This is a genomic window from Kitasatospora sp. NPDC114501 (genome assembly GCF_055633695.1).
Map to the genome: position 1 here is coordinate 1 of NZ_JBVKDS010000016.1, position 19,445 is coordinate 19,445.

At 74.0% G+C, this 19,445-nt stretch carries 17 protein-coding genes; 7 read left to right on the forward strand and 10 right to left on the reverse strand.

Annotated elements, in window-relative coordinates; genetic code table 11:
- The 3 genes from ACZ7RU_RS27505 to ACZ7RU_RS27515 form a co-directional block, all read right to left on the reverse strand.
- A partial coding sequence (locus ACZ7RU_RS27505; RefSeq protein WP_470343645.1) for a transposase occupies positions 1-378 on the reverse strand: 378 nt, incomplete at its 3' end.
- Positions 379-629: 251 nt separating this feature from the next.
- Positions 630-995 carry a hypothetical protein gene (locus ACZ7RU_RS27510; protein WP_470343646.1) on the reverse strand — a complete coding sequence of 122 codons (366 nt, stop codon included), beginning with the start codon at positions 993-995 and terminating at the stop codon, positions 630-632.
- A gap of 400 nt (positions 996-1,395) precedes the next feature.
- The gene (locus ACZ7RU_RS27515; protein ID WP_470343647.1) at positions 1,396-2,475 is read right to left on the reverse strand and encodes a methyltransferase domain-containing protein; all 1,080 of its coding nucleotides are present in this window, start codon (positions 2,473-2,475) and stop codon (positions 1,396-1,398) included.
- A gap of 678 nt (positions 2,476-3,153) precedes the next feature.
- Between ACZ7RU_RS27515 and ACZ7RU_RS27520 the strand changes: the two genes are divergently transcribed.
- Positions 3,154-4,392, forward strand: a complete 1,239-nt coding sequence (locus ACZ7RU_RS27520; RefSeq protein ID WP_470343648.1) for a Rieske 2Fe-2S domain-containing protein — start codon at positions 3,154-3,156, stop codon at positions 4,390-4,392.
- Positions 4,393-4,519: 127 nt separating this feature from the next.
- A complete protein-coding gene (locus ACZ7RU_RS27525) occupies positions 4,520-6,100 on the forward strand; it encodes a serine/threonine-protein kinase (RefSeq protein ID WP_470343649.1) in 1,581 nt (526 codons plus the stop codon).
- A 27-nt stretch (positions 6,101-6,127) separates the two neighbouring features.
- Here ACZ7RU_RS27525 and ACZ7RU_RS27530 read toward each other — a convergent pair whose 3' ends face one another.
- Complete coding sequence (locus ACZ7RU_RS27530; protein ID WP_470343650.1) at positions 6,128-7,015, reverse strand: 3-hydroxyacyl-CoA dehydrogenase NAD-binding domain-containing protein; 888 nt, start codon at positions 7,013-7,015, stop codon at positions 6,128-6,130.
- A gap of 217 nt (positions 7,016-7,232) precedes the next feature.
- Here ACZ7RU_RS27530 and ACZ7RU_RS27535 point away from each other — a divergent pair, with 217 nt between their 5' ends.
- The 3 genes from ACZ7RU_RS27535 to ACZ7RU_RS27545 all read left to right on the forward strand — a co-directional run bounded on the left by ACZ7RU_RS27535 (position 7,233) and on the right by ACZ7RU_RS27545 (position 9,336).
- The gene (locus tag ACZ7RU_RS27535) at positions 7,233-8,135 is read left to right on the forward strand and encodes a LysR family transcriptional regulator (protein ID WP_470343651.1); all 903 of its coding nucleotides are present in this window, start codon (positions 7,233-7,235) and stop codon (positions 8,133-8,135) included.
- A gap of 211 nt (positions 8,136-8,346) precedes the next feature.
- On the forward strand, positions 8,347-8,511 hold the full coding sequence (locus ACZ7RU_RS27540; RefSeq protein ID WP_470343652.1) for a hypothetical protein: 165 nt from the start codon (positions 8,347-8,349) through the stop codon (positions 8,509-8,511).
- Positions 8,512-8,889: 378 nt separating this feature from the next.
- Complete coding sequence (locus ACZ7RU_RS27545; protein ID WP_470343653.1) at positions 8,890-9,336, forward strand: SRPBCC family protein; 447 nt, start codon at positions 8,890-8,892, stop codon at positions 9,334-9,336.
- A 173-nt stretch (positions 9,337-9,509) separates the two neighbouring features.
- Here ACZ7RU_RS27545 and ACZ7RU_RS27550 read toward each other — a convergent pair whose 3' ends face one another.
- Positions 9,510-9,929, reverse strand: a complete 420-nt coding sequence (locus ACZ7RU_RS27550; RefSeq protein ID WP_470343654.1) for a hypothetical protein — start codon at positions 9,927-9,929, stop codon at positions 9,510-9,512.
- 165 nt (positions 9,930-10,094) lie between these two features.
- Here ACZ7RU_RS27550 and ACZ7RU_RS27555 point away from each other — a divergent pair, with 165 nt between their 5' ends.
- Together ACZ7RU_RS27555 and ACZ7RU_RS27560 are read left to right on the forward strand one after the other, a co-directional pair.
- Positions 10,095-11,048, forward strand: coding sequence for a TIGR03557 family F420-dependent LLM class oxidoreductase (locus ACZ7RU_RS27555; protein WP_470343655.1), 954 nt, complete (start codon positions 10,095-10,097; stop codon positions 11,046-11,048).
- A gap of 17 nt (positions 11,049-11,065) precedes the next feature.
- Entirely contained in the window at positions 11,066-12,829 is a 1,764-nt protein-coding gene (locus ACZ7RU_RS27560; protein WP_470343656.1) for a glycoside hydrolase family 15 protein, read from the forward strand.
- Positions 12,830-12,876: 47 nt separating this feature from the next.
- Here the strand turns inward: ACZ7RU_RS27560 and ACZ7RU_RS27565 are convergent, their stop codons facing one another.
- The 5 genes from ACZ7RU_RS27565 to ACZ7RU_RS27585 all read right to left on the reverse strand — a co-directional run bounded on the left by ACZ7RU_RS27565 (position 12,877) and on the right by ACZ7RU_RS27585 (position 19,286).
- The gene (locus ACZ7RU_RS27565; protein ID WP_470343657.1) at positions 12,877-13,551 is read right to left on the reverse strand and encodes an HAD family hydrolase; all 675 of its coding nucleotides are present in this window, start codon (positions 13,549-13,551) and stop codon (positions 12,877-12,879) included.
- Between the two features lie 76 nt (positions 13,552-13,627).
- Positions 13,628-14,722, reverse strand: coding sequence for an enolase C-terminal domain-like protein (locus ACZ7RU_RS27570; protein WP_470343658.1), 1,095 nt, complete (start codon positions 14,720-14,722; stop codon positions 13,628-13,630).
- Complete coding sequence (locus ACZ7RU_RS27575; protein WP_470343659.1) at positions 14,719-17,043, reverse strand: GMC family oxidoreductase; 2,325 nt, start codon at positions 17,041-17,043, stop codon at positions 14,719-14,721. Before ACZ7RU_RS27575 ends, ACZ7RU_RS27570 begins: the two co-directional genes overlap by 4 nt.
- Positions 17,036-17,494, reverse strand: a complete 459-nt coding sequence (locus tag ACZ7RU_RS27580) for a hypothetical protein (protein WP_470343660.1) — start codon at positions 17,492-17,494, stop codon at positions 17,036-17,038. The genes ACZ7RU_RS27575 and ACZ7RU_RS27580 overlap by 8 nt, the downstream gene beginning before the upstream one ends.
- Entirely contained in the window at positions 17,481-19,286 is a 1,806-nt protein-coding gene (locus tag ACZ7RU_RS27585) for a thiamine pyrophosphate-requiring protein (protein WP_470343661.1), read from the reverse strand. Before ACZ7RU_RS27585 ends, ACZ7RU_RS27580 begins: the two co-directional genes overlap by 14 nt.
- Positions 19,287-19,445 lie beyond the last annotated feature (159 nt).

Consider the following 19,445-nt stretch of genomic DNA (forward strand, 5'->3'; position numbering starts at 1 on the left):
GCGCGCCGCCTCCTCCAGGGCCTGCATGACGTCCTCGCCGACGAGCATCCCGGCGGCGTCGTGATGGGCACGGACGGACGTGGAGTCCACGCTGACCAGCGACAGGTCCACCTTCCCGAGGCGGGCGGCCTCGGCGATCAGGCCCTCCAGCAGGGCGGTGAAGATGCCGGCGTCCCGCCAGGCCCGGAAACGGCCGTAGACCGTCGGCCACGGGCCGAACTCGGAAGGCATCTCGCGCCACTGGGCACTGGAGCGGAACCGCCAGATCATCCCCTCGAACTGCTCCCGCAGCCGCTCGGGGTACGGCCCGAACCTGCCGACCGGCAGATAGGGCTCGACCAACATCCACTGATCATCAGTGAGTTGCCTACGTGTCACGGCCACAGTCCTACTGGGTTCTGCCCTCAGAAGAGGGCAGAACCCCAAGATTGATCACAACCTCACACAGGACCTAGCAGCGCCACCAGATCCCTACCGGTCGTAGCGGGCAACGGCCAGACGTACGACGGAAGAACGTTTCCACGCGCGACAAGTGGGATGCCACCCTCCGGATGGCCCGGCCCAACTACCGTCGCCCGCACGGCCGCCGGCCCGACCGGGCCCGGGCCCGTGGACGCCGCCCGCCGGGCTCAGCCCGGACGGTGCCGCGCCGGCACCGTCCGGGGCGGGCGCCGGCGCAGCGGCGCGAGTTCGCGTTCCAGGGCCCGCACGTCCAGCGCTATCCGGGACGCGATCTCGCGCGGGCCGGTGCCGACGGGCACCCGGCGCGACCAGGAGCGGGGCTTGGCCGGGCCGTCCTGGACCATGTGGAAGTTGAGCCTCACCATGTCGGCGACATCGACCAGGCTCACCAGGATCCTGGTGTCCGCGAGGTCGATGCTGACTTCGTTCCCGATGCACGAGCAGGCCACCAGGCCCTCGATGTCCTCCTCCGCCAGGTACCTGGCCAGGGGCACCGCCTTCCCCCGGACCAGAAACGGACGCTCCGCAGTCACCGGACCGCCTCCTCCCCAGCAGCTGTACGGCGCCTCGGCCGCGGCGCAAGCGCACCGCAACAGACCGGGCCCGGCCTATGCTCCACCACATCCGTCCGGTTCGCCAACTCGCCGTCTCACCACGTGAATTGGGAGAACGCATCGACCTGGCGCACCGGCGCACAACCCGGCGCACCGCACCTGCCCGACGGGCCGCCGGGCCGACGGACTGACGGGCCGACGGACTGACGGGCTGCCAGGCCGACGGCAGGGGCGAGCGTACGGAGCCCGAGCGCGGCCCCGACGACGGTCGCCCTTCCCGCCGCGCACCGGGTCGATCAGCTACCGTGCGGCTGGCAGCCGGCCTCCGATCGGCCAGCGCGGACCGTCCTGCGGGTCGCCGTGCCACACCCACTGGGCGTCAGGGGTGACGCTGACGCCGTAGTCGTACGGGCCCGGGCGGCCCAGACCGTCCCACTGGGCCCAGGCGAGCACCAGCTCGTCGCCGAGCCGGCGTGGCCCACCCTGACACAGCACCGATCTCCCGTCCGGCCCCGGGCCGAGCTCGGCCCACGAGGTCGCCGTCGTGGACCAGGGCGACCGGTCCGTCCGCGCCCTGCTCGATGGAGAGCACGGCGTCCGGGACGGCGACGCGCAGCGCGAACCGCAGGTTCCAGTCCTCCAAGGCGGCCTGGTCGCGGTCGAGAGCCCTGCTGGCCTCGGGCTCCGCGTCGCCGCGTACCGCGGCGTAGGCCGGGCGCCCGGTGCTCGCCTGCGCCGGACCGGTGCGATCGCCCATGAACTGCGCCAGGCCGTGGACCCAACCGTGCGCGACAGAGCCGTCAGCGACGGTGAGCGCGACGTACCCCAGCCGTCCCCAGGGGTAGACGATCCGCCCGCCCGGACGTACCGCCTCCACCCACGACCACGGCACCGCCTCGACCGCGTACGTCGCGTGCAGCCGGTCGACCCGACCGCCGCCCGGCGGTCCGCCGGCGGTACCGTCGCCGACCGCCACCTCGACATCGAGTCCGGCGGCGGCGAGCCGGCCACGGGCGAAGGCGGCCAGCCGCTCATCGACCTCCGTGGAGACGACCAGACCCGGTCCGGTCCGCCACGCGGCCAGTGCCGCCGTCCAGCCCTGCCCGGTGCCGACGTCCCACACCCGGTGCCCCGGCTCCAGCCGCAGGCTGTCGAGCATGTCCGCCACCACGGACGGCGCGGACAGCGACGACGACGGCAAGCCACCGGACAGCTGGGTGACGGCCGGCGCGTGAATGCCGGCGTACAGCTCGGCCAGCCACCCGTCCGGGTCGGCCGACAACTCCACCGCCACGTACGCCCAGCCGTCCCACCGCCACAGCCGGCCCGGGGCGAACCGCTCGCGCGGCAGCACGGCGAAGGCCTCCCGCAGCCACGGCGAATCCTCCGGCCACGCCCCGGCCCGCGCCATCTCCGCTTCCAGGTCCACCCGGCAACCGGGCCTCACGTCGTCACCCATGATCACTTCTTCTTGTGCTTGCCGTTGCCCGGCGGCGGCGTGGCGACCTTGCCATCGGCGTTGCCCGGCGGCGGCGTCCCCTGGCCCGGGTCCTTCGCCGGCTTCGAGTGCTCTCCCACACTGCCTCCTCCTGCAGACCACGGATACGACCAGCTGACCATCCTGACGCAGCACCACCCGGGACGGTAAGGCGCGCGGGGGCAGCCGGGGCGCGGACAGCGTCGACGCACGCCGGGTCCGGCGGCCCCGGACGGGAACCGACAGGCCCTGACCGTCCTCAACACCGTCCACTCGACCCGCGGGCCGGCCGACGACACGGAAACGTGCCCCCCAGCACCTGGACGCCGAAATCATCGGCGAGGAAGGGCAGGTCGGAGACCGTTGGGAATCCCGCAACCGGAAAGGGCGGGGAGGAAAATGCGCGAGCGGCCGAGAACGCACACCTGCCGGTTCGGGGTCATGGATTTGCTCGAACACGCCCGAGCCGCCGGGTCGGGCGAGTGGCCGGGATCAATCGAAGCCCTGAACGCACAAATCTGAGTGATCATCAGACTTGTTGCTCATTGGGGAGATTGTCCGTGCACGTGCTCCCGATCCATGGATAGCATCTGAATTCCATTCTGTTCGAGCGCTAATCGCCTGGGAGGGGCGGCGCCGGGCAGACCGACAGGAGACTTCATGCGCGTGTCCAAGCACGTCCACCCCGTCAGCAACCGCCCGACCGCGGCCGACGTCGCCCTGCCACCGGCGCTGCCCTATCCCGACGGCTGGTCCGCACTCGCCTTCTCCGCCGAGCTCAAGCCCGGCACCGTCCTCACCCGCCAGCTCGCGGGCGAGGACGTCGTGCTGTACCGGCTGCGCAACGGCCGCCTCCGCGCGATCCGACCGTACTGCCCCCACCTGGGCGCCCACCTCGGCCTGGCCTCGGTCGAGGGCAACGACCTGGTCTGTCCCTTCCACCGGTTCGCCTTCGACGCCGAGGGCCGCTGCGTGCGCACCGGGTACGGCACCACCGCGCCCAAGGCCGCGCTCACCCAGCTGCCGGTGCGCGAGGTGAACGAGGCGGTGTTCGTCTGGCGCCACCACGACGGCCGGGAGCCGGACTGGGAGATCCCCGCCTGGCACCGGCTCGGCGACGGGCGGCAGCCACTGCGGTACGCCTCCTTCGAGATGCCCGGCTACGCCCAGGACGTCATGGAGAACTCCTTCGACCTGGGCCACTTCGTCACCCTGCACGGCTGGCCGCAGGGCGAGTTGGCGGCGCCGGTCGAGTTCGACGGCGCCAGCTTCCACATCTCGATGCTCGTCCGGGAGACCTTCCCGCTGCTCGGGATGCGCGAGGTCCACGTCGACGTGGACGGGTACGGCCTCACCGCCCTGCACACCGACGTGCACACGCCCTCGCTCGGCCTGGAGATCTGCTCACTGGTCATGGCCACCCAGGTCGCCCCGGGCCGGATGCAGCTGCGGCAGGCCAGCCGTTTCGTCATGTCGGAGCCGTCCGGGCTGCCGCCGGCCGTCGCCCGGGTGGTCAGCCGGGCGGTCACCCGGCTGCTGTCGGGCCCGATGTTCAAGCGCAACCTGGAGTTCACCTCGGCGGACTTCCCGATCTGGTCCACCAAGCGGTACGTGTCCCCGCCCCGGCTCGCCCCGGGCGACGGGCCTATCGGCGCGATGCGGCACTGGGCCCGGCAGTTCTACCCGCCGGACCACCAGGCGCACCTGCCGGGGCCCGCCGCACTCGCTGATCGGAAGCACGGCGCGGCCATGCACGAGGCGAACGGAAACGGCGCGGCCGGGCCCGGCGCCAACGGTCACGGCGCCAACGGGTCCGGCGCCGCCGTCGGCGAGGCCCCCGCGGGCCCGACCCGGACGGAGGAGTCCGGCAAGGCACCCAGCGGAGCCTCCCGCAGCTGAGCCGCCGGTCGTCCACCCGCCGCCCCGCCCTTTCCTGGTCCATGCCACCGACCCGGACCGGAACCGGGCGTCCCGGCGGTACCGTCTGGCGTGGAGGACGGACGGGCGCGGCGAGGGGAGAGTCGGCGTGGAGGTGCTGGAGGACGGGGATCCGCGGCAGGTGGGCGAGTACCGCCTGCTGCGGAGACTCGGTGCGGGCGGGATGGGCCGGGTCTACCTGGGTCGCACGGCGGGCGGCCGCACGGTGGCGGTCAAGCTGGTGCACCAACAGTACGCGGCGGACCGGGAGTTCCGGGTACGGTTCCGCAACGAGGTGGCCGCCGCCCGGCGGGTGGGCGGCCGGTGGACGGCCCCGGTGCTGGACGCGGACACCGAGGGCGCCCAGCCCTGGGTGGCCACCGGGTACGTCGCCGGGCCCTCGCTGGGCACCGCCGTACGGGACTTCGGCCCGCTGCCCGTCGCCGCCGTCCGGTCGCTCGGGGTGGGGCTCGCCGAGGCGCTGGAGGCCGTGCACGCCCAGGGGCTGGTGCACCGGGACGTCAAGCCCTCCAACGTGCTGCTGGCGCTGGACGGTCCGCGCCTGATCGACTTCGGGATCACCCGGGCGCTGGACGCGGCGACCGCGCTGACCCGGTCCGGCCTCGTGGTCGGCTCCCCCGGCTACCTCTCCCCCGAGCAGGCCGAGGGCCGCAGCACCGGGCCCGCCTCGGACGTCTTCTCGCTGGGCGCCGTGCTCGCCCACGCCGCGACCGGCACCGCGCCGTTCGGCTCGGGGGTGAGCGCGGCCGTACTGCTCTACCGGGTGATCCACGACGAGCCCGAACTCGACATATCCGACCGCGAGTTGCGCACCCTGGTGGCGGACTGCCTGGCCAAGGACCCGGCCCGCCGCCCCACTCCGGCGCAGCTGCGAGAGCGGCTGACGGCCACCGACCCGACGGCGGGCGAGCGGCTGGGGCGCCGGGACTGGCTGCCGCCCGCGATCGCCGCCGCGCTGGCCTCGCTCGCCGTCGAACTGCTGGACCTGGACGGTGACTCACCCGCCCAACCTGTCGTCCCCACCGGGCAGTTCGGCCCGGCGGAGCCGTGGCCCGCCGCCCCGCCGACCCCGGGAACACCGACGCCAGGCACCCTGACGCCGTACTCCCCGACGCAGCCCCCGCCCTACCACCCCCCGTACCCGCACGCGCCCCAGGCCGCCCGCCGTCGGCCCGGCCCCGGCGCGCTGCTGGTCGCCGCCGTCCTCACCCTCGCCCTGGTGGGCACCTCGGTGTTCCTGGCCACGCGCGACAAGGCCACCGGCACCCCGGCCACGGGCGACGGGAGCACCTCGCCCTCACCCGTCGCCACCTCCGGCGCCCCGACGCCGGCCGGCGAGATCCCGGCCGCCTTCCTCGGCTCCTGGCAGGGCACCCTGGGCAGCCCGCAGACCCTGGTCAGGGCGGACTTCGCGATCACCATCACCCAGGGCCGGCCCGGCGACCCGGTCGCCCAGATCCACAACAACGAAGGCGTCGGCACCCGTTACTGCGACGCGACCGCCAACCTGGTCCAGGTCACCGCCGACCGGGTGGTCCTGCGCACCGCGCCGATGAACGCGCTCAGCGGCTGCGCCGCCGTCCCGTACGACCAGGTGTACACCCGCAATCCGGACAGCAGCCTGCACCTGCTGGTCGGCGGATTCTCGGGCGACCTCCGGAAGAAGTAGCCGCGCGGGTCCGATCGGGTGTTTCCCCTACCGCCGACCACCGTCGGAGGAGGGCTTCGTCCAACCCAGCGGCTCGAGGACGGCGCGGGTGCGTCCATCACGCAGCTCGACGAGGCGTTCGTAGGCCGGCCGGCCCGTGCCGTAGGCCCGTTCGACCGCGTCGAGGACCTCGCCCATCCGGGCCGGGTCCGGGCTGCCGTCCTCGAAGGTCAACTGTGAGCCGACGTGTTCCACGAGGTGGCGCATGCCGGCGGGGCCGCCGCCGAGGACCCCGCTCTCGAACGGCCCCGTCACGGCCCAGCGCAGACCGAGCGAGGCCCGCACCAGCTCGTCGAGCTCCTGCACGTCGATCACGCCCTGCTGCACCAGGTAGGTGCACTGTTCGTTGAAGACCTTCTGGAGTCTGTTGCCGACGAAGCCGGGAATCTCCTTCTTCAGCCGGATCGGCAGCTTGCCGAGCGCCCGGTAGACCTCGACCGCCCGGTCGACGGTCCGAGTGGCCGTCTGCGGCCCCGGCACCACCTCCACCAGCGGCATCAACTCAGGCGGGTTGAAGGGATGGCCGATCACGATCCGGTCGGCCGCCGGGTTTCCCTGGGCGATCACCGAGGGCAGCAGGGACGAGGAGGACGAGGCCAGCACCACGCCGTCGCCCGTGTGCGCGGCCAGCGTGGCGAACATCTCCTCCTTGATCTCGATCCGTTCGGGTCCGGCTTCCTGCACGAAGTCCGCTCCGGCCGCCGCAGAGGCCAGGTCGGCGGTCGCCGTCACGGGCACGCCCGCCAGTTCACGTTCCACCAGCTCCTGCAAGTCGGGCCGCGGGTCGCTGATGCGCACCTCCCAACCGGCCCCGCCGAACAGACGCGCCCAGGAGATACCGATGACCCCGGCACCCACGATCGTCACGACCGCCATGAAACCCACCTCAGAGGATCGACAGAGAGACAGAGACTCGGGCGCGGCCGGGCGCCGTCCCTGCCTTCAGGAGAAGAGCCAGGGGACAGGGCGGCAAGTCGGCCGAGCCGCGAGAGGACCAGGTCCGCACTCGGCGACCGGTTCACGTCCTAGTCGACACCCGGGGGAGGAAGTCTGTCCAATATATGATTGCCTTATGGCCAATATCAAAGACGATATGAATCTGTCGCGGCGCCTGCTGGAACAGTTCCTGGTGGTGGCGCAGGAGAAGCACTTCGGCCGGGCCGCCGAACGTCTCGGCATGAGCCAGCCACCACTCAGCCAGTCGATCCAGCGCCTGGAACGGACGGTGGGTGCTCGGCTGCTCGACCGCGGCCCGGGAGGTGCGCAGCTGACCGCGGCCGGGAAGGTGTTCGCCGCCGACGCACAGCGGCTGCTCGACCTTCAGACCGCCGCGGTCGCCCGGGCCCGGCGGGTCGCCTCGGGCCTGGAAGGCGGTGTCCGCGTCGGCTACGTCAGCCTCCTGAGCCACGTCTACCTTCCCGCGATGCTGCGAGCGGCAGCCGAGCAGCTGCCGGGGCTCCGCGTACACCTCCAGCACGGCTCGTCGGCGGGTGTGGTCGACCAGGTGCGGGGCGGCATGCTCGATCTCGGTTTCGTGCGCGACCCGGGGCGGCTCTCCGACGACCTCGTCAGCAAGGTCATCGTCACCGAGAGGATCGCTGCCGCCGTGCCGTGCGACCACCGGCTGGCCCGGGCCCAGGGGATCGACCTCGCCCAGCTGGCGGACGAGGACTTCGTGCTGCCTGACCCGACGGCGCTGCCCGTCCTCGCCGAACAACTTCAACTCGCTTGCCGCGATGCGGGGTTCACTCCCCGTGAAGTGGCGATCGCCGATGACCTCAGCGGCCTGTTCAGCTATGTGTCCGCAGGCCTGTGCGTGAGCCTCGCGCCCGAGAGCCTGCAACACCTCGCCGTCTCCGGCGTGCGACTGGTCCCGCTCCAGGGGCGGGCGAGCCACCTGGAGACCGCTGTGTACGCCATCCACCGCCCAGACGCCGACGCCGCGGTGATCCGCCTGCTCGAAATGACGGCCGACCTGCGGCCTTCGAGTCGCTGAGCACCCTGATCGGGCCACCCTTCGCAGGGCCGACCGGTACGCATCGTGCGGTCGGCCCTGCCATGCGAAGCTCGTAGCATGAAGTCAGGCGAATACGGAGATTCCGGCACATGCCACTGGAGTCGACGGAGGAATGCCGATGACTCGCCTGCCGTCGGCACCGCCTGACATGTGCCGCGTCCCCTCCACCCCTCTGGTGAGGAGAGAAGAGATGGGTCACCACAAGTCGAACGCCGAGGTCGAGGGCAACCCGGAAACCGACCACGGCCGAGGAATGCCCCGACGCCCCGACGAGGAGGAACTCGACGAACGGCTCGAGGAGGACCGGGAGGAAGTCGGTCTGCCGCCTGATTCCGACGCCTCCCCTGACGAGTAGTGCTCTGTCGGGCCGGGGCTGGTCCTGGCCTTGCCAAGGGCCGGTGACAGGACGGACAGGTTCCGTTCCAGTGTCAGGAGGCGGTGAAGGGCCGTCCGGGGCCACCCCGGCAGCGCACCGCCGAAACGCGCACCCGCCTGCCCGGACCCCGCGCAGCACGTACCACGGCAGTACTAAGGCGTGTCTGACAATTCCCGCCGGGTGCGCGACGCCGGGGCACGCACCTCGCCGCGTTGTCGTCGGTCACCAATGGCCCCCAGCCTTCGGCCGGGAGGTGCCCCCACCGCAGTGGCTCCCTCCTCCGCCTTGCGATGCACGCACCCCAACGCCGCGCCCTGATCCGACGCGAATTGTCAGACACGCCTTAGGGTGGCTGCCGTGGCCCGCTTCGTCCTGATCCGCCGCACGCCGCTGTCGCCCGCCGAGTGCTGGGAGCGGCTGACGGCCTGGCCCCGGCACGGGGACCGGGTGCCGTTCACCCGGGTGTCGGTGGTCCGCGGCACCGGTCGGGCGGCGGGCGACGTCGTCCTGGCCCGGACGGCCCTGGGGCCGCTCCGCTTCGACGACCCGATGGAGCTCACCGAGCTGGTCGCGCCCGGCCCCGGCCGGGACGGGCGGTGCCGGCTGGTCAAGCGCGGCCATCCCGTGCACGGCTGGGCCGAGCTGCGGGTCCGGGCGGTCGGCGGCGGCAGCGCGGCGGTCTGGACGGAGGAGCTGACGGTCGCCGGCCCACCCCGGCCGGTCGGCCCGCTGCTCGATCCCGTCCTCGCGCGGGCGGGGCGCCTGGTCTTCGGCCGGGTGCTGGACCACCTGCTGGAGTCGTAGACGCCGCTCCCCGGCACCCCGTCCGCACTGGACGGCGTCGCGGTCCACGCGCCGGACGAGCCGGTCGGGCCCGACGTTCTGGGCGCAGTTCGCGGGGCTGGTGGAGCACACCGCGGGACCGGGGAGCGCCGTCGAACCCCTCCCCCGCAGCGGAACGCAGCGACGCCGTCCGGTCAGTCGTCGTCCGGGTCGCCGTAGTGCCGGCGCCACTCGCGAGCGCGGGCGTTGTGCCACTCCACGCCCTCCACCGCCTGCTGCTCGGAGAGGCCGGTCAGGCGGGCGACCACGCTCAGCGGGACGGCGCCCTCGCAGTCGGCGAGGGCCCGGCAGACCTTCCCCGCCCACTGTTCCTCGGGGACGAAGGGCCGGTGGCGGTAGTCCGCGATCAGGGTGGCCAGGTGGTCCACGCAGCAGGCCAGGACGAGCCGTTTGCCGTCCAGCGCGGACTGGGTGGAGTGCAGAGCCGAGGAGTCCGGCACCAGGGCGCCGAGCAGGTCCGCGGTGGCGACGGCCCGTCCGCAGTGGTCGCAGAGGTCGAGTGCTTCCGTGTCGTCGACGGCGGAATCGTCCGCCGGGGGTCCGATGTCCTCCATGTCGCACGCCTACCCCGCGGCACCGGGGCAAACCCGGGCCGGACCCAGGCCGAACCCGGGAGCCCGGCGGGCGCCCGAGGCCCCGTCCTGCCGCGCGGGGCGTTTGGCGGCGCCGGACCAGGAAAGCCGCTCCGGGTAAGGCCCGTCGACGAAACCGAGGCTGCCATGACCGCGTTCGGCTACTTCCTGTCCTGCGAGGAGTTCACCCCCGCCCAGCTGGTCGAGCAGGCCCGGCTGGCGGAGCGGGCCGGTTTCACCCGGCTGGCGATCTCCGACCACTACCACCCGTGGAACGACGCCCAGGGCAACAGCCCGTTCGTCTGGGGCGTGATCGGCGCGCTGTCGCAGGTCGTCCGGCTTCCGGTGACCACCCTGGTCACCTGCCCGACCGTCCGGCTGCACCCCGCCGTGACGGCGCAGGCGGCGGCCACCGCGGACGTGCAGCTGGAGGGCGGGCTGCGGCTCGGGGTCGGCACCGGCGAGGCGCTCAACGAGCACGTCCTGGGCGACCGCTGGCCGCCGTTCGCGGTGCGGGCGGACATGCTGGAGGAGGCCGTCGAGGTGATGCGGGAGCTGTTCACCGGCGACCTGGTGTCGCACCGCGGCACCCACTACACGGTGGAGAACGCCCGGCTCTACACGCCCCCGAAGGCGAACCGGCTGCCGGTGTACGTCTCGGCCTTCGGTCCCAGGGCGGCCGAGCGCGCGGCGGAGTTCGCGGACGGCCTGGTCACCATGAGCCCGGACACCGAGCTGGTCGGCCGCTACCGGGCGGCCGGTGGCACCGGCCCGGTGATCGGCGGGGTGAAGGTGTGCTGGTCCGAGGACCGCGAGCGGGCGGTCAAGACCGTCCACCGGCTCTGGCCGACCGAGCTGCTGCCCGGTGAACTCGCCCAGGTGCTGCCCACGCCCAGCCACTTCGAGCAGGCCACCGAGCTGGTGACCGAGGAAATGGTGGCCCGGTCGGTGGTCTGCGGCGACGACCCGCGGGCGCACGCCGACCAGCTGCGCGCCTACGTCGGCGCAGGCTTCGACGAGGTGTACGTCGGCCAGATCGGCCAGGAGCAGGAGGGGTTCTTCGACTTCTACCGCGAGCAGATCCTGCCGCAGGTGGCCTGAGCGCCGGGGAGCGCGCCGTGAAGGCCTTCCCGCCCTGGAGCCTGCGCGAGTACGCCCTCCTCGCCGACGGCGAACGCGGCGCCCTGGTGGGCCCGTTCGGCGAGGTGGCGTGGCTGTGCGCGCCCCGCTGGGACTCCGAGCCGCTGTTCGCCGGGCTGATCGGCGGCAGCGGCGTGTACGCGGTGACACCGGTCGGCCGGTTCGTGCCGGGCGGCTACTACGAGGACGGCGGTCTGATCCGCCGCAGCCGGTGGGTCGCCGGGGACGGCATCCTGGAGTGCCGGGAGGCGCTGGCCCTGCCCGCGGACCCGCACCGGCTCGTGCTGCTGCGCCGGTTGACCGCCGAGTACGCCCCGGTGCGCTTCCGGACGGTCCTGGAGCCGGGGTCGGGCTTCGGGCCCCGGCGCGACCGCGAGCCGCGCCGGACGGCGGACGGCTGGTCGCTGCGCGCCGGGCCGCTGCGGCTGCGCTGGACGGGCGCCGGCGCGGCCAGTCCCGGCCGGGGCGGTCGGCTGACCGCCGAGACCGTCCTGCACCCTGGCGAACGGCTGGACCTCGTCCTGGAGGCGGCCGACCGCCCCCTCGACGGCCCGCCGCCGGACCCGGAGCGGGCCTGGCGGGCCACCGAACGCGCCTGGCGGGCGGCCGTGCCCGGCCTCGGGCACACCCTCGACGGCCGCGACGCCCGGTTCTCCTACGCCGTGCTGCGCGGGCTCACCTCCCCCGGGGGCGGCGGCATGGTCGCCGCCGCGACCACCAGCCTGCCCGAGCGCGCGGAGGCCGGCCGCAACTACGACTACCGCTACGTGTGGATCCGCGACCAGTGCCTGGCCGGCCAGGCGGCGGCCGCCTGCGGACCGTACGAACTCCTGGACGAGGCCGTGCGGTTCACCACCGCTCGGCTCGACGAGCACGGCCCCCGGCTGGCCCCGGCCTACACCGTGACCGGCGGGAAGGTGCCCGACCAGCGGACGGTCGACCTGCCCGGCTACCCCGGCGGCCACGACCAGATCGGCAACCGGATCACCCGGCAGTTCCAGCTGGACGTCTTCGGCGAGACGCTGCTGCTCTACGCGGCGGCCGCCCGGCACGACCGGCTGGACCCGTCCGCCCGGGCGGCGGTGCGCACCGCCGCCACCACGATCGCCCAGCGGTGGCGCGAACCGGACGCCGGGATCTGGGAGTTGGAGGATCGCGCCTGGACGCACAGCCGGCTCATCTGCGCCGCCGGGCTGCGCGCGATCTCCCGCCCGGGGGCGGCCGGCCCGGCCGGGGTGCCGGACGGGCTCGCCGCGGAGTGGAGCGCGCTGGCCGACCGGATCCTCGCCCACACCTCCCGGCGCGCCCGGCACCCGTCGGGCCGCTGGCAGCGCTCCCCCGGCGATCCGGCGCCCGATTTCGCGCTGCTGTTGCCGCCCGTCCGCGGCACCCCGGCCGCCGACGACCCGCGCACGGTCGCCACGCTGCGCGCCTGCCGCCGCGAACTCACCGACGGGCACTACGCTTACCGGTTCCGGCACGGCGGGGGCCCGCTCGCCGAGGCCGAGGGCGCGTTCGTCCTGTGCGGCTTCCTGATGGCCCTCGCCGAGCACCAGCAGGGCGACACCGTCGAGGCGGCCCGCTGGTTCGAGGCCACCCGCGGGCTGTGCGGCTCGGCGGGCCTGTTCTCGGAGGAGTACGACATCGCCCAGCGCCAGCAGCGGGGCAACCTCCCCCAGGCGTTCGTGCACGCCATGCTGCTGGAATGCGCGGCCCGCCTGGCCGGGCCGCCCGGCGCCTGAGGGGGGCCGGGCGGCCGGTCTGGGGGCGCCCGGCGGCCGGTCCGGGATCAGCCCGCCGGCCGGGCGAGCAGGCCGCGGTCGAGGTCGGCCAGCAGCTCGGCGGTGTCCCGGTGGACCTCGGCCGCGCCCGCGCCGAGGAGTTCCTGCGCGGCGAAGCCGCCGCTCTCCACCGTGACGCACGGCACGCCCGCCCGGCCCGCCGCGGTGACGTCCCAGACGGTGTCGCCGACGAACACGGCGTGTTCGGGCCGGGCGCCCACCCGGTCCAGGGCGATCCGGAGCAGGTCGGGGGCGGGCTTGGTGGCGCTCACGTCGTCGGCGGAGGTGGCCGCGGCGATCACGTCGTCGGCGTCGAGCGCGCGGCGCAAAACCGTGAGTTCCCGCTCGGACGCCGAGCTGGCGAGGACGACCTGCCAGCCCCGGTCGGCACAGGCGTGCAGCAGTTCGGCGGCGCGCGGCAGCGGCTGGATCAGCGGCCAGAACCGGGCGTACAGGGCGTCGTGGGCGGCGGTGATCGCGTCGTCGTCGCCGTGGTCGCGCTCCGAACCGAGCAGGTGGTCGAGGAGTTTGTCGGAGCCCATGCCGACGGCCCGGTGGACCCGGGCGGTGGGCACCGTGCGGTCGTGCTGCCGAAGGGCCTCCCACCAGGCGAGGGCGTGGAAGTACACGGTGTCGAGCAGGGTGCCGTCGACGTCGAAGAGTGCTGCTGGGGTCGTGGTCACCGATTTCTCCTTCCGGTCGTTGGCCGACTTCCGGCCGTTCGCCGACGTCCGGTGGTACGCCGACGCGTTCGCGCGGTCAGCCGACCCGGTACCCGGCGGCCCGGGCGGGCGCCAGGCGCAGCCCGTGGCCGGGGGCGCCGTCGGCACCGGGGGTGACGGTGCCGCCGCCCGGGTCGAGGGTGCCGTCGAAGAGCAGCCGTTCGATCCGGACGTGGTCGTGGAACCACTCCAGGTGGCGGCAGTTGGGGACGGCCGCGGCGGCGTGGGCGTGCAGGTGGGGGGCGCAGTGGGCGGAGACGTCCAGGCCGTGGGCCTCGGCGAGGGCGGCGGCGCGCAGCCAGCCGGTGAGGCCGCCGCAGCGGGTGGCGTCGGCCTGGAGGCAGTCCACGGTCGGGATCATCCGGGCGAAGTAGGCGAGGTCGTAGCCGTACTCCCCGGCGGTGACGTCGGGGGTGACGGCGTCGCGGACGGTGCGCAGGCCGGTGAGGTCGTCGGAGGAGACCGGCTCCTCGAACCAGCTGACGCCCTCGTCGGCGAGCGCGCCGCCGATCCGGACGGCCTGTTTGCGCCGGTAGCCGCCGTTGGCGTCGGTGTACAGCTCGGCCCGGTCGCCGATGGCCGAGCGCGCGGCGCGGACCCGTTCGAGGTCGCGGTGTTCCCGGGTGCCCCGGGACTCGCCGATCTTGATCTTGACCCGGGGGATGCCCTGCTCCTCGGTCCAGTCCCGCAGCTGGCGTTCCTGCCGCCCGGCGGAGTAGGTGGTGAAGCCGCCGCTGCCGTAGACGGCCACCGGGCGGGCGGCGCCGCCGAGGAGTCGGGCGAGCGGCAGGCCGAGCAGGTGGCCGCGCAGGTCCCACAGGGCGAGGTCGACGGCCGAGATCGCGCCCGCGACCAGGCCGGGGCGGCCGGTGTTGCGCACCGCGCGGTTCATCGCCTCGTGGGCGCCGCTGGTGTCGTGCGGGTCGCGGCCGGTGATCAGCGGGGCGAGTTCCCCGCTGATCACGGCGGCGGTGGCGGGTGCGCCGTAGGTCCAGCCGAGGCCGGTGTGGGGGCCGGCGACGGCTTCGGCGAGGACGAGGGTGGTGCTGTCCCAGGCGAGGGTGCCGTCCGCCTCCGGTGCGTCGGTGGGGACGCTGAAGACCTGGACGCCGATCCGTTCGACGGCGGTCATGCCGGCGCTCGCAGTCCGGACCGCTGCCCCGCCGCGAGCAGGCCGGCGGCGCGGTCGACCAGGGCCATGATGGTCAGCGCCGGGTTGGCGCTGCCCTGGGTGGGGAGCACGCTGCCGTCGGTGATCAGCAGGTTGGGCACGGCGAAGGTGCGCAGCCGGTGGTCCACCACGCCGCTCAGGTGGTCGGCGGCCATCCGGCAGCCGCCGACCAGGTGGGCGTAGCGGTCGATGGTGATGACCTCGTCGGCCCCGGCGGCGCGCAGGATCGACTCCATCACCTCGCGGGCGGCCCGGATGAGCATGCGGTCGTTCTCGCACTGGGAGAAGGAGAACCGCGCGACGGGCAGGCCGAGGCGGTCGGTCTCCTCGGCGAGGGTGACCCGGTTGTCCGGCTGGGGCAGCAGTTCGGCCATGGCGCCGAGGGTGGCCCAGTGCACGTAGTCGGACAGGTACGCGCGCAGGTCGGCGCCCCAGTGGCCCTGGGCGACGACGTGCTCGGCCCAGGTGATGGGCAGCGGGGAGATGTTCTGGATGGTGAAGCCCCGCCGGTACGGCTTGCTGGGGTCGGTCTCGTAGTACTGCTCGGTGGTGACCTCGGGCGGCGGGGCCTTGTAGGCGCGGATCTCCTCCTCGAAGCGGCCGGAGGTCTGCGGGGCGCCCTGCACCATGACGTAGCGGCCGACCAGGTCGTGGTCGTTGCACAGGCCGTCGGGGAAGCGCGGGCAGGCGGAGTTGAGCAGCAGGCGCGGGGTCTCGATGGCGTACCCGGCGACGGCGACGGTGCGGGCGCGCTGGAGGTGTTCGCGGCCCTGGTGGAAGTACCGGACGCCGCGGGCGAGTCCGTCGTGGTCGAGTTCGACGGCGGCGGCCATGCAGTCGGCCCGGATCTCGGCGCCGTGCGCGAGGGCGTCGGGGACGTGGGTGATCAGCGGGGACGCCTTGGCGTTGACCTTGCAGCCCTGGAGGCAGAAGCCCCGGTAGACGCAGTGCGGTCGGCGGCCGAAGCGGCCGTTGGTGATGGCGACCGGGCCGACCCGGGCCTGGATGCCGAGGGCGGCGGCGCCGCGCAGGAACACCTCGCCGTTGCCGCCGACGGGGTGCGGCGGGTGCGGGTAGGGGTGGGGTTCGCCCCAGGGCCAGTACTGGCCGGCGACGGGCAGCTCCTGCTCCAGCCGGCGGTAGGACTCCCGCAGGTCGGCGTAGTCGATCGGCCAGTCGGCGCCGACGCCGTCGACCGTGTGGGTGTGGAAGTCGGACGGGTGGAAGCGCGGCGCGTACCCGGCGAAGTGGACCATCGAACCGCCCACGCCGCGGCCGGAGTTGTTGGATCCCATCGGCACCGGGTCGGTGCCGTCGATGACCCGGGGTTCGGTCCAGTACAGCTGGTGGGAGCCGGCCTCGTCGCTGACCCAGTCGGCGAGCGGGTCCCAGAACGGCCCGGCCTCCAGGACGACCACGCTCCAGCCCCGGCGGGCCATCCGCTGGGCGAGGGTGGCGCCGCCCGCGCCGCAGCCGACGATCACCAGGTCGACCTCGTCCGCGTCCTGGTGGCGCCGCATGTCGCGCACCAGGGCGTGGTCGAAGCCGCGGCCGTCGGACGGCAGGAGCCAGGCGGAGGCGTTGCGCCGGCGGGCCTCGCGTTGGGCGGCGGCGTTGGCCCGTACGGTCGCGGCGGCGGCGCGCAGCCGGGAGTGCCGGCCGGGGTCGGTGGCGGGCGGGACGGGGCGCGGCGGCTGGTGGTCGGGCGGGCGCGGCGGGCGGGAGTGGGCGTCGGCGACCTCCCAGGGCTCGCGCAGCCCGGCGCCCAGGCGCAGGTAGCCGCGGGGGTGGGCGGGGCCGCCGAAGCCGATCTCGTTCCAGGCGGTGGGGGTGGAGTAGTAGGCGGTGCAGGCGTAGCGGGTCCACAGGCTCCACACGTGCCGTGCGGGCAGGCCGTGCCAGCGCTCGCCGTCCAGTTCCTGGACGCGGCCGAGCAGCGCCCGCTGCTGGACCTCGGTGAGGTCGGCGAAGGAGCCGTCGGCGTCCTCGTCCAGGGCGCGCAGGCTGCGCCGCCAGGCCTCGTCGTCCTCGGGCAGGTCGGCGTAGCGCCAGCCGTCGGTCTCCCGTTCGGCGAGGCGGGCGTCGATCATCGCGAGCAGCGGGGGTTCGGGGTGGTCGAGCAGCTGGTCGAGCAGGGCGCGGGCGGTGGTCTCCTCGGCGGGGGTGAAGAAGCGCAGCGGCGGCTGCGGGCCGGTCCGGGACAGCACCACGGCGGCGGTCTCGCGGTCCCAGTGCCGCGCCTGGCCGAGCACGTCGTAGCCGGGGAAGCGGGGTTCAGGCATCGCGGGTCTCCCGGCGCAGCAGGGCGGCGAGCAGTCCCATCCCTCCGACCAGGCTCATCAGCAGCGGGGCGAACAGCGGTGGGCCCATCTCGACGTTGTAGCGGGCCATCGCCCAGCCGCCGGGCTTCTCGGCGATGCCCCGCACGTGCAGGTAGGTGCCCTGCAGCCCGTTGGCGGTGATGGCGGCGGAGGCGACCGGGAGCAGGGTGTGCGCCGCGCGCGGGCTGCACGCTCCGGCGATCCCGGCGGCGGCGCCGACCGGGCCCAGCCACACCGGCCACCACATGACGCGGTTGCCGAAGCCCGCCCGGTCGTGCTCCAGGTAGATCTCGGCGGCGGTGATCACCGAGCCGGCGGCGGTGGCCAGGGCCAGCGAGCGCTGGAAGCGGCCGGTGCGGATGTTGCGCAGCGCGAGTTCGCCGGCGCGCCGGGCGGGGTCAGTGACGCCCATGCCGGCCTCCGAAGGAGGGCAGGAGCTCCTGGATCTTGGCCTTGAGTCCCTGGCGGACCACCGCGACGCGGTCGGCGTCGCCGCGCAGCACGGATTCGGCGGCGGCCTGGATCTGGTCCCAGGTGGCGTGCGGCGGGATCGGCGGGACGGCCGGGTCGGTGACCAGCTCCAGCACGTACGGCCGGTCGGCGGCGAGGGCGCGCTGCCAGCCGTCGATCACGGGGCCCGGGGCGTCGACGCGTTCGGCGCCCAGGCCGAGGCTGCGGGCGAAGCCGGCGTAGTCGACGTCGGGGAGCTGCTGGGAGGGCAGGAAGCTGGGCGCGCCCTGCATCGCCCGCATCTCCCAGGTGACCTGGTTGAGGTCGCGGTTGTTGAGCACCGCCACCACCAGGCGCGGATCGTCCCACTCCTGCCAGTACTTGGCGATGGTGATCAGTTCGGCGAGGCCGTTCATCTGCATCGCGCCGTCGCCGACGATGGCGATGGCGGGCCGGTCCGGGTGGGCGAACTTGGCGCCGATCGCGTAGGGCACGCCCGGGCCCATGGTGGCCAGGGTGCCGGACAGCGAGCCGCGCATCCGGCCGCGGAAGCGCAGGTGGCGGGCGTACCAGTTGGCGGCGGAGCCGGAGTCGGCGGTGACCATGGCGTCGTCGGGCAGCAGGTGGTCCAGGGCGTGGACGGCGTACTCGGGGTTGATCGGGTTCGCCTCGACCCCGGCCCGCCGCTCCATCACGTCGCGCCAGCGCTCGACGTTGTCGCAGACCGTGCGCTGCCAGTCGCGGTCCTCCTTGCGGGCCAACCGCGGCAGCAGGGCGTCCAGGGTGCGGGCGGCGTCGCCGACGAGGTTGACCTCGTAGGGGTAGCGCAGCCCGACCATGAACGGGTCGAGGTCGATCTGTACGGCCCGGGCCTTCCCGAACTCGGGCAGGAACTGGCTGTAGGGGAAGCTGGAGCCGACGGTGAGCAGGGTGTCGCAGTCCCGCATCAGCTCGTAGGAGGGGCGGGTGCCGAGCAGTCCGATCGACCCGGTGACGTACGGCAGGGTGTCGGGCAGCACGTCCTTGCCGAGCAGGGCCTTGGCCACGCCGGCGCCGAGCACCTCGGCGATCTGCTCGACCTGCCCGCGGGCGTGGGCGGCGCCCTGGCCGACCAGCATGGCGACCTTCCGGCCGGAGTTGAGCACGTCGGCGGCGCGGCGCAGCTCGTCCTCCTCCGGGACGGTCGTCCAGTGCGGGCTGCCCAGGCTGGAGGGCACCATCTTGAAGGCGTGCTCGGGCGGGCTGTAGTCCAGTTCCTGGACGTCGGCGGGCACGATGACGGCGGTGACCGTGCGCCGGGCGGCGGCGGTGCGCATCGCCCGGTCCAGGACGTTGGGCAGTTGCTCGGGGACGGTGACCATCTGGCAGTACTCGGCGGCGACGTCCTTGTACAGGCTCAGCAGGTCGACCTCCTGCTGGTAGGAGCCGCCCATCGCGCTGCGGTCGGTCTGCCCGACGAGGGCGACCACCGGCACGTGGTCCAGCTTGGCGTCGTACAGGCCGTTGAGCAGGTGGATCGCGCCGGGCCCGGAGGTCGCCACGCACACGCCGGTGCGCCCGGAGAACTTGGCGTAGCCGACGGCCTCGAAGGCGGCCATCTCCTCGTGCCGCGCCTGGATGAAGACGGGGTCGTTGTCGGCCCGGCCCCAGGCCGCGAGCAGCCCGTTGATGCCGTCGCCGGGGTAGCCGAAGACGTACTGGACGTCCCAGTCGCGCAGTCGTTCGAGGATCTGGTCGGAAACCTTCGGGGACACGGTGCTCCTCCTTGAGTCCTTCACGGCGACGGCCCCCCGCAGCGCGGTTATCCGCTGCGGGGGGCCGGAAACGCCTTCCGGCCGGAAAGTCGGCGGGGCGGGCCGCCCGCCGGCCGGGTTTGGCGGGCGCGGCTGCGGATAGCCGCACCGACGAAGAGG

Bases quoted from the DNA above. Each gene is read 5' to 3' on its own strand.
- ACZ7RU_RS27515 (WP_470343647.1), bottom strand. From the start codon at position 2,475: ATGGGTGACGACGTGAGGCCCGGTTGCCGGGTGGACCTGGAAGCGGAG.
- ACZ7RU_RS27520 (WP_470343648.1), top strand. From the start codon at position 3,154: ATGCGCGTGTCCAAGCACGTCCACCCCGTCAGCAACCGCCCGACCGCG.
- ACZ7RU_RS27530 (WP_470343650.1), bottom strand. From the start codon at position 7,015: ATGGCGGTCGTGACGATCGTGGGTGCCGGGGTCATCGGTATCTCCTGG.
- ACZ7RU_RS27535 (WP_470343651.1), top strand. From the start codon at position 7,233: ATGAATCTGTCGCGGCGCCTGCTGGAACAGTTCCTGGTGGTGGCGCAG.
- ACZ7RU_RS27540 (WP_470343652.1), top strand. From the start codon at position 8,347: ATGGGTCACCACAAGTCGAACGCCGAGGTCGAGGGCAACCCGGAAACC.
- ACZ7RU_RS27550 (WP_470343654.1), bottom strand. From the start codon at position 9,929: ATGGAGGACATCGGACCCCCGGCGGACGATTCCGCCGTCGACGACACG.
- ACZ7RU_RS27555 (WP_470343655.1), top strand. From the start codon at position 10,095: ATGACCGCGTTCGGCTACTTCCTGTCCTGCGAGGAGTTCACCCCCGCC.
- ACZ7RU_RS27570 (WP_470343658.1), bottom strand. From the start codon at position 14,722: ATGACCGCCGTCGAACGGATCGGCGTCCAGGTCTTCAGCGTCCCCACC.
- ACZ7RU_RS27575 (WP_470343659.1), bottom strand. From the start codon at position 17,043: ATGCCTGAACCCCGCTTCCCCGGCTACGACGTGCTCGGCCAGGCGCGG.
- ACZ7RU_RS27580 (WP_470343660.1), bottom strand. From the start codon at position 17,494: ATGGGCGTCACTGACCCCGCCCGGCGCGCCGGCGAACTCGCGCTGCGC.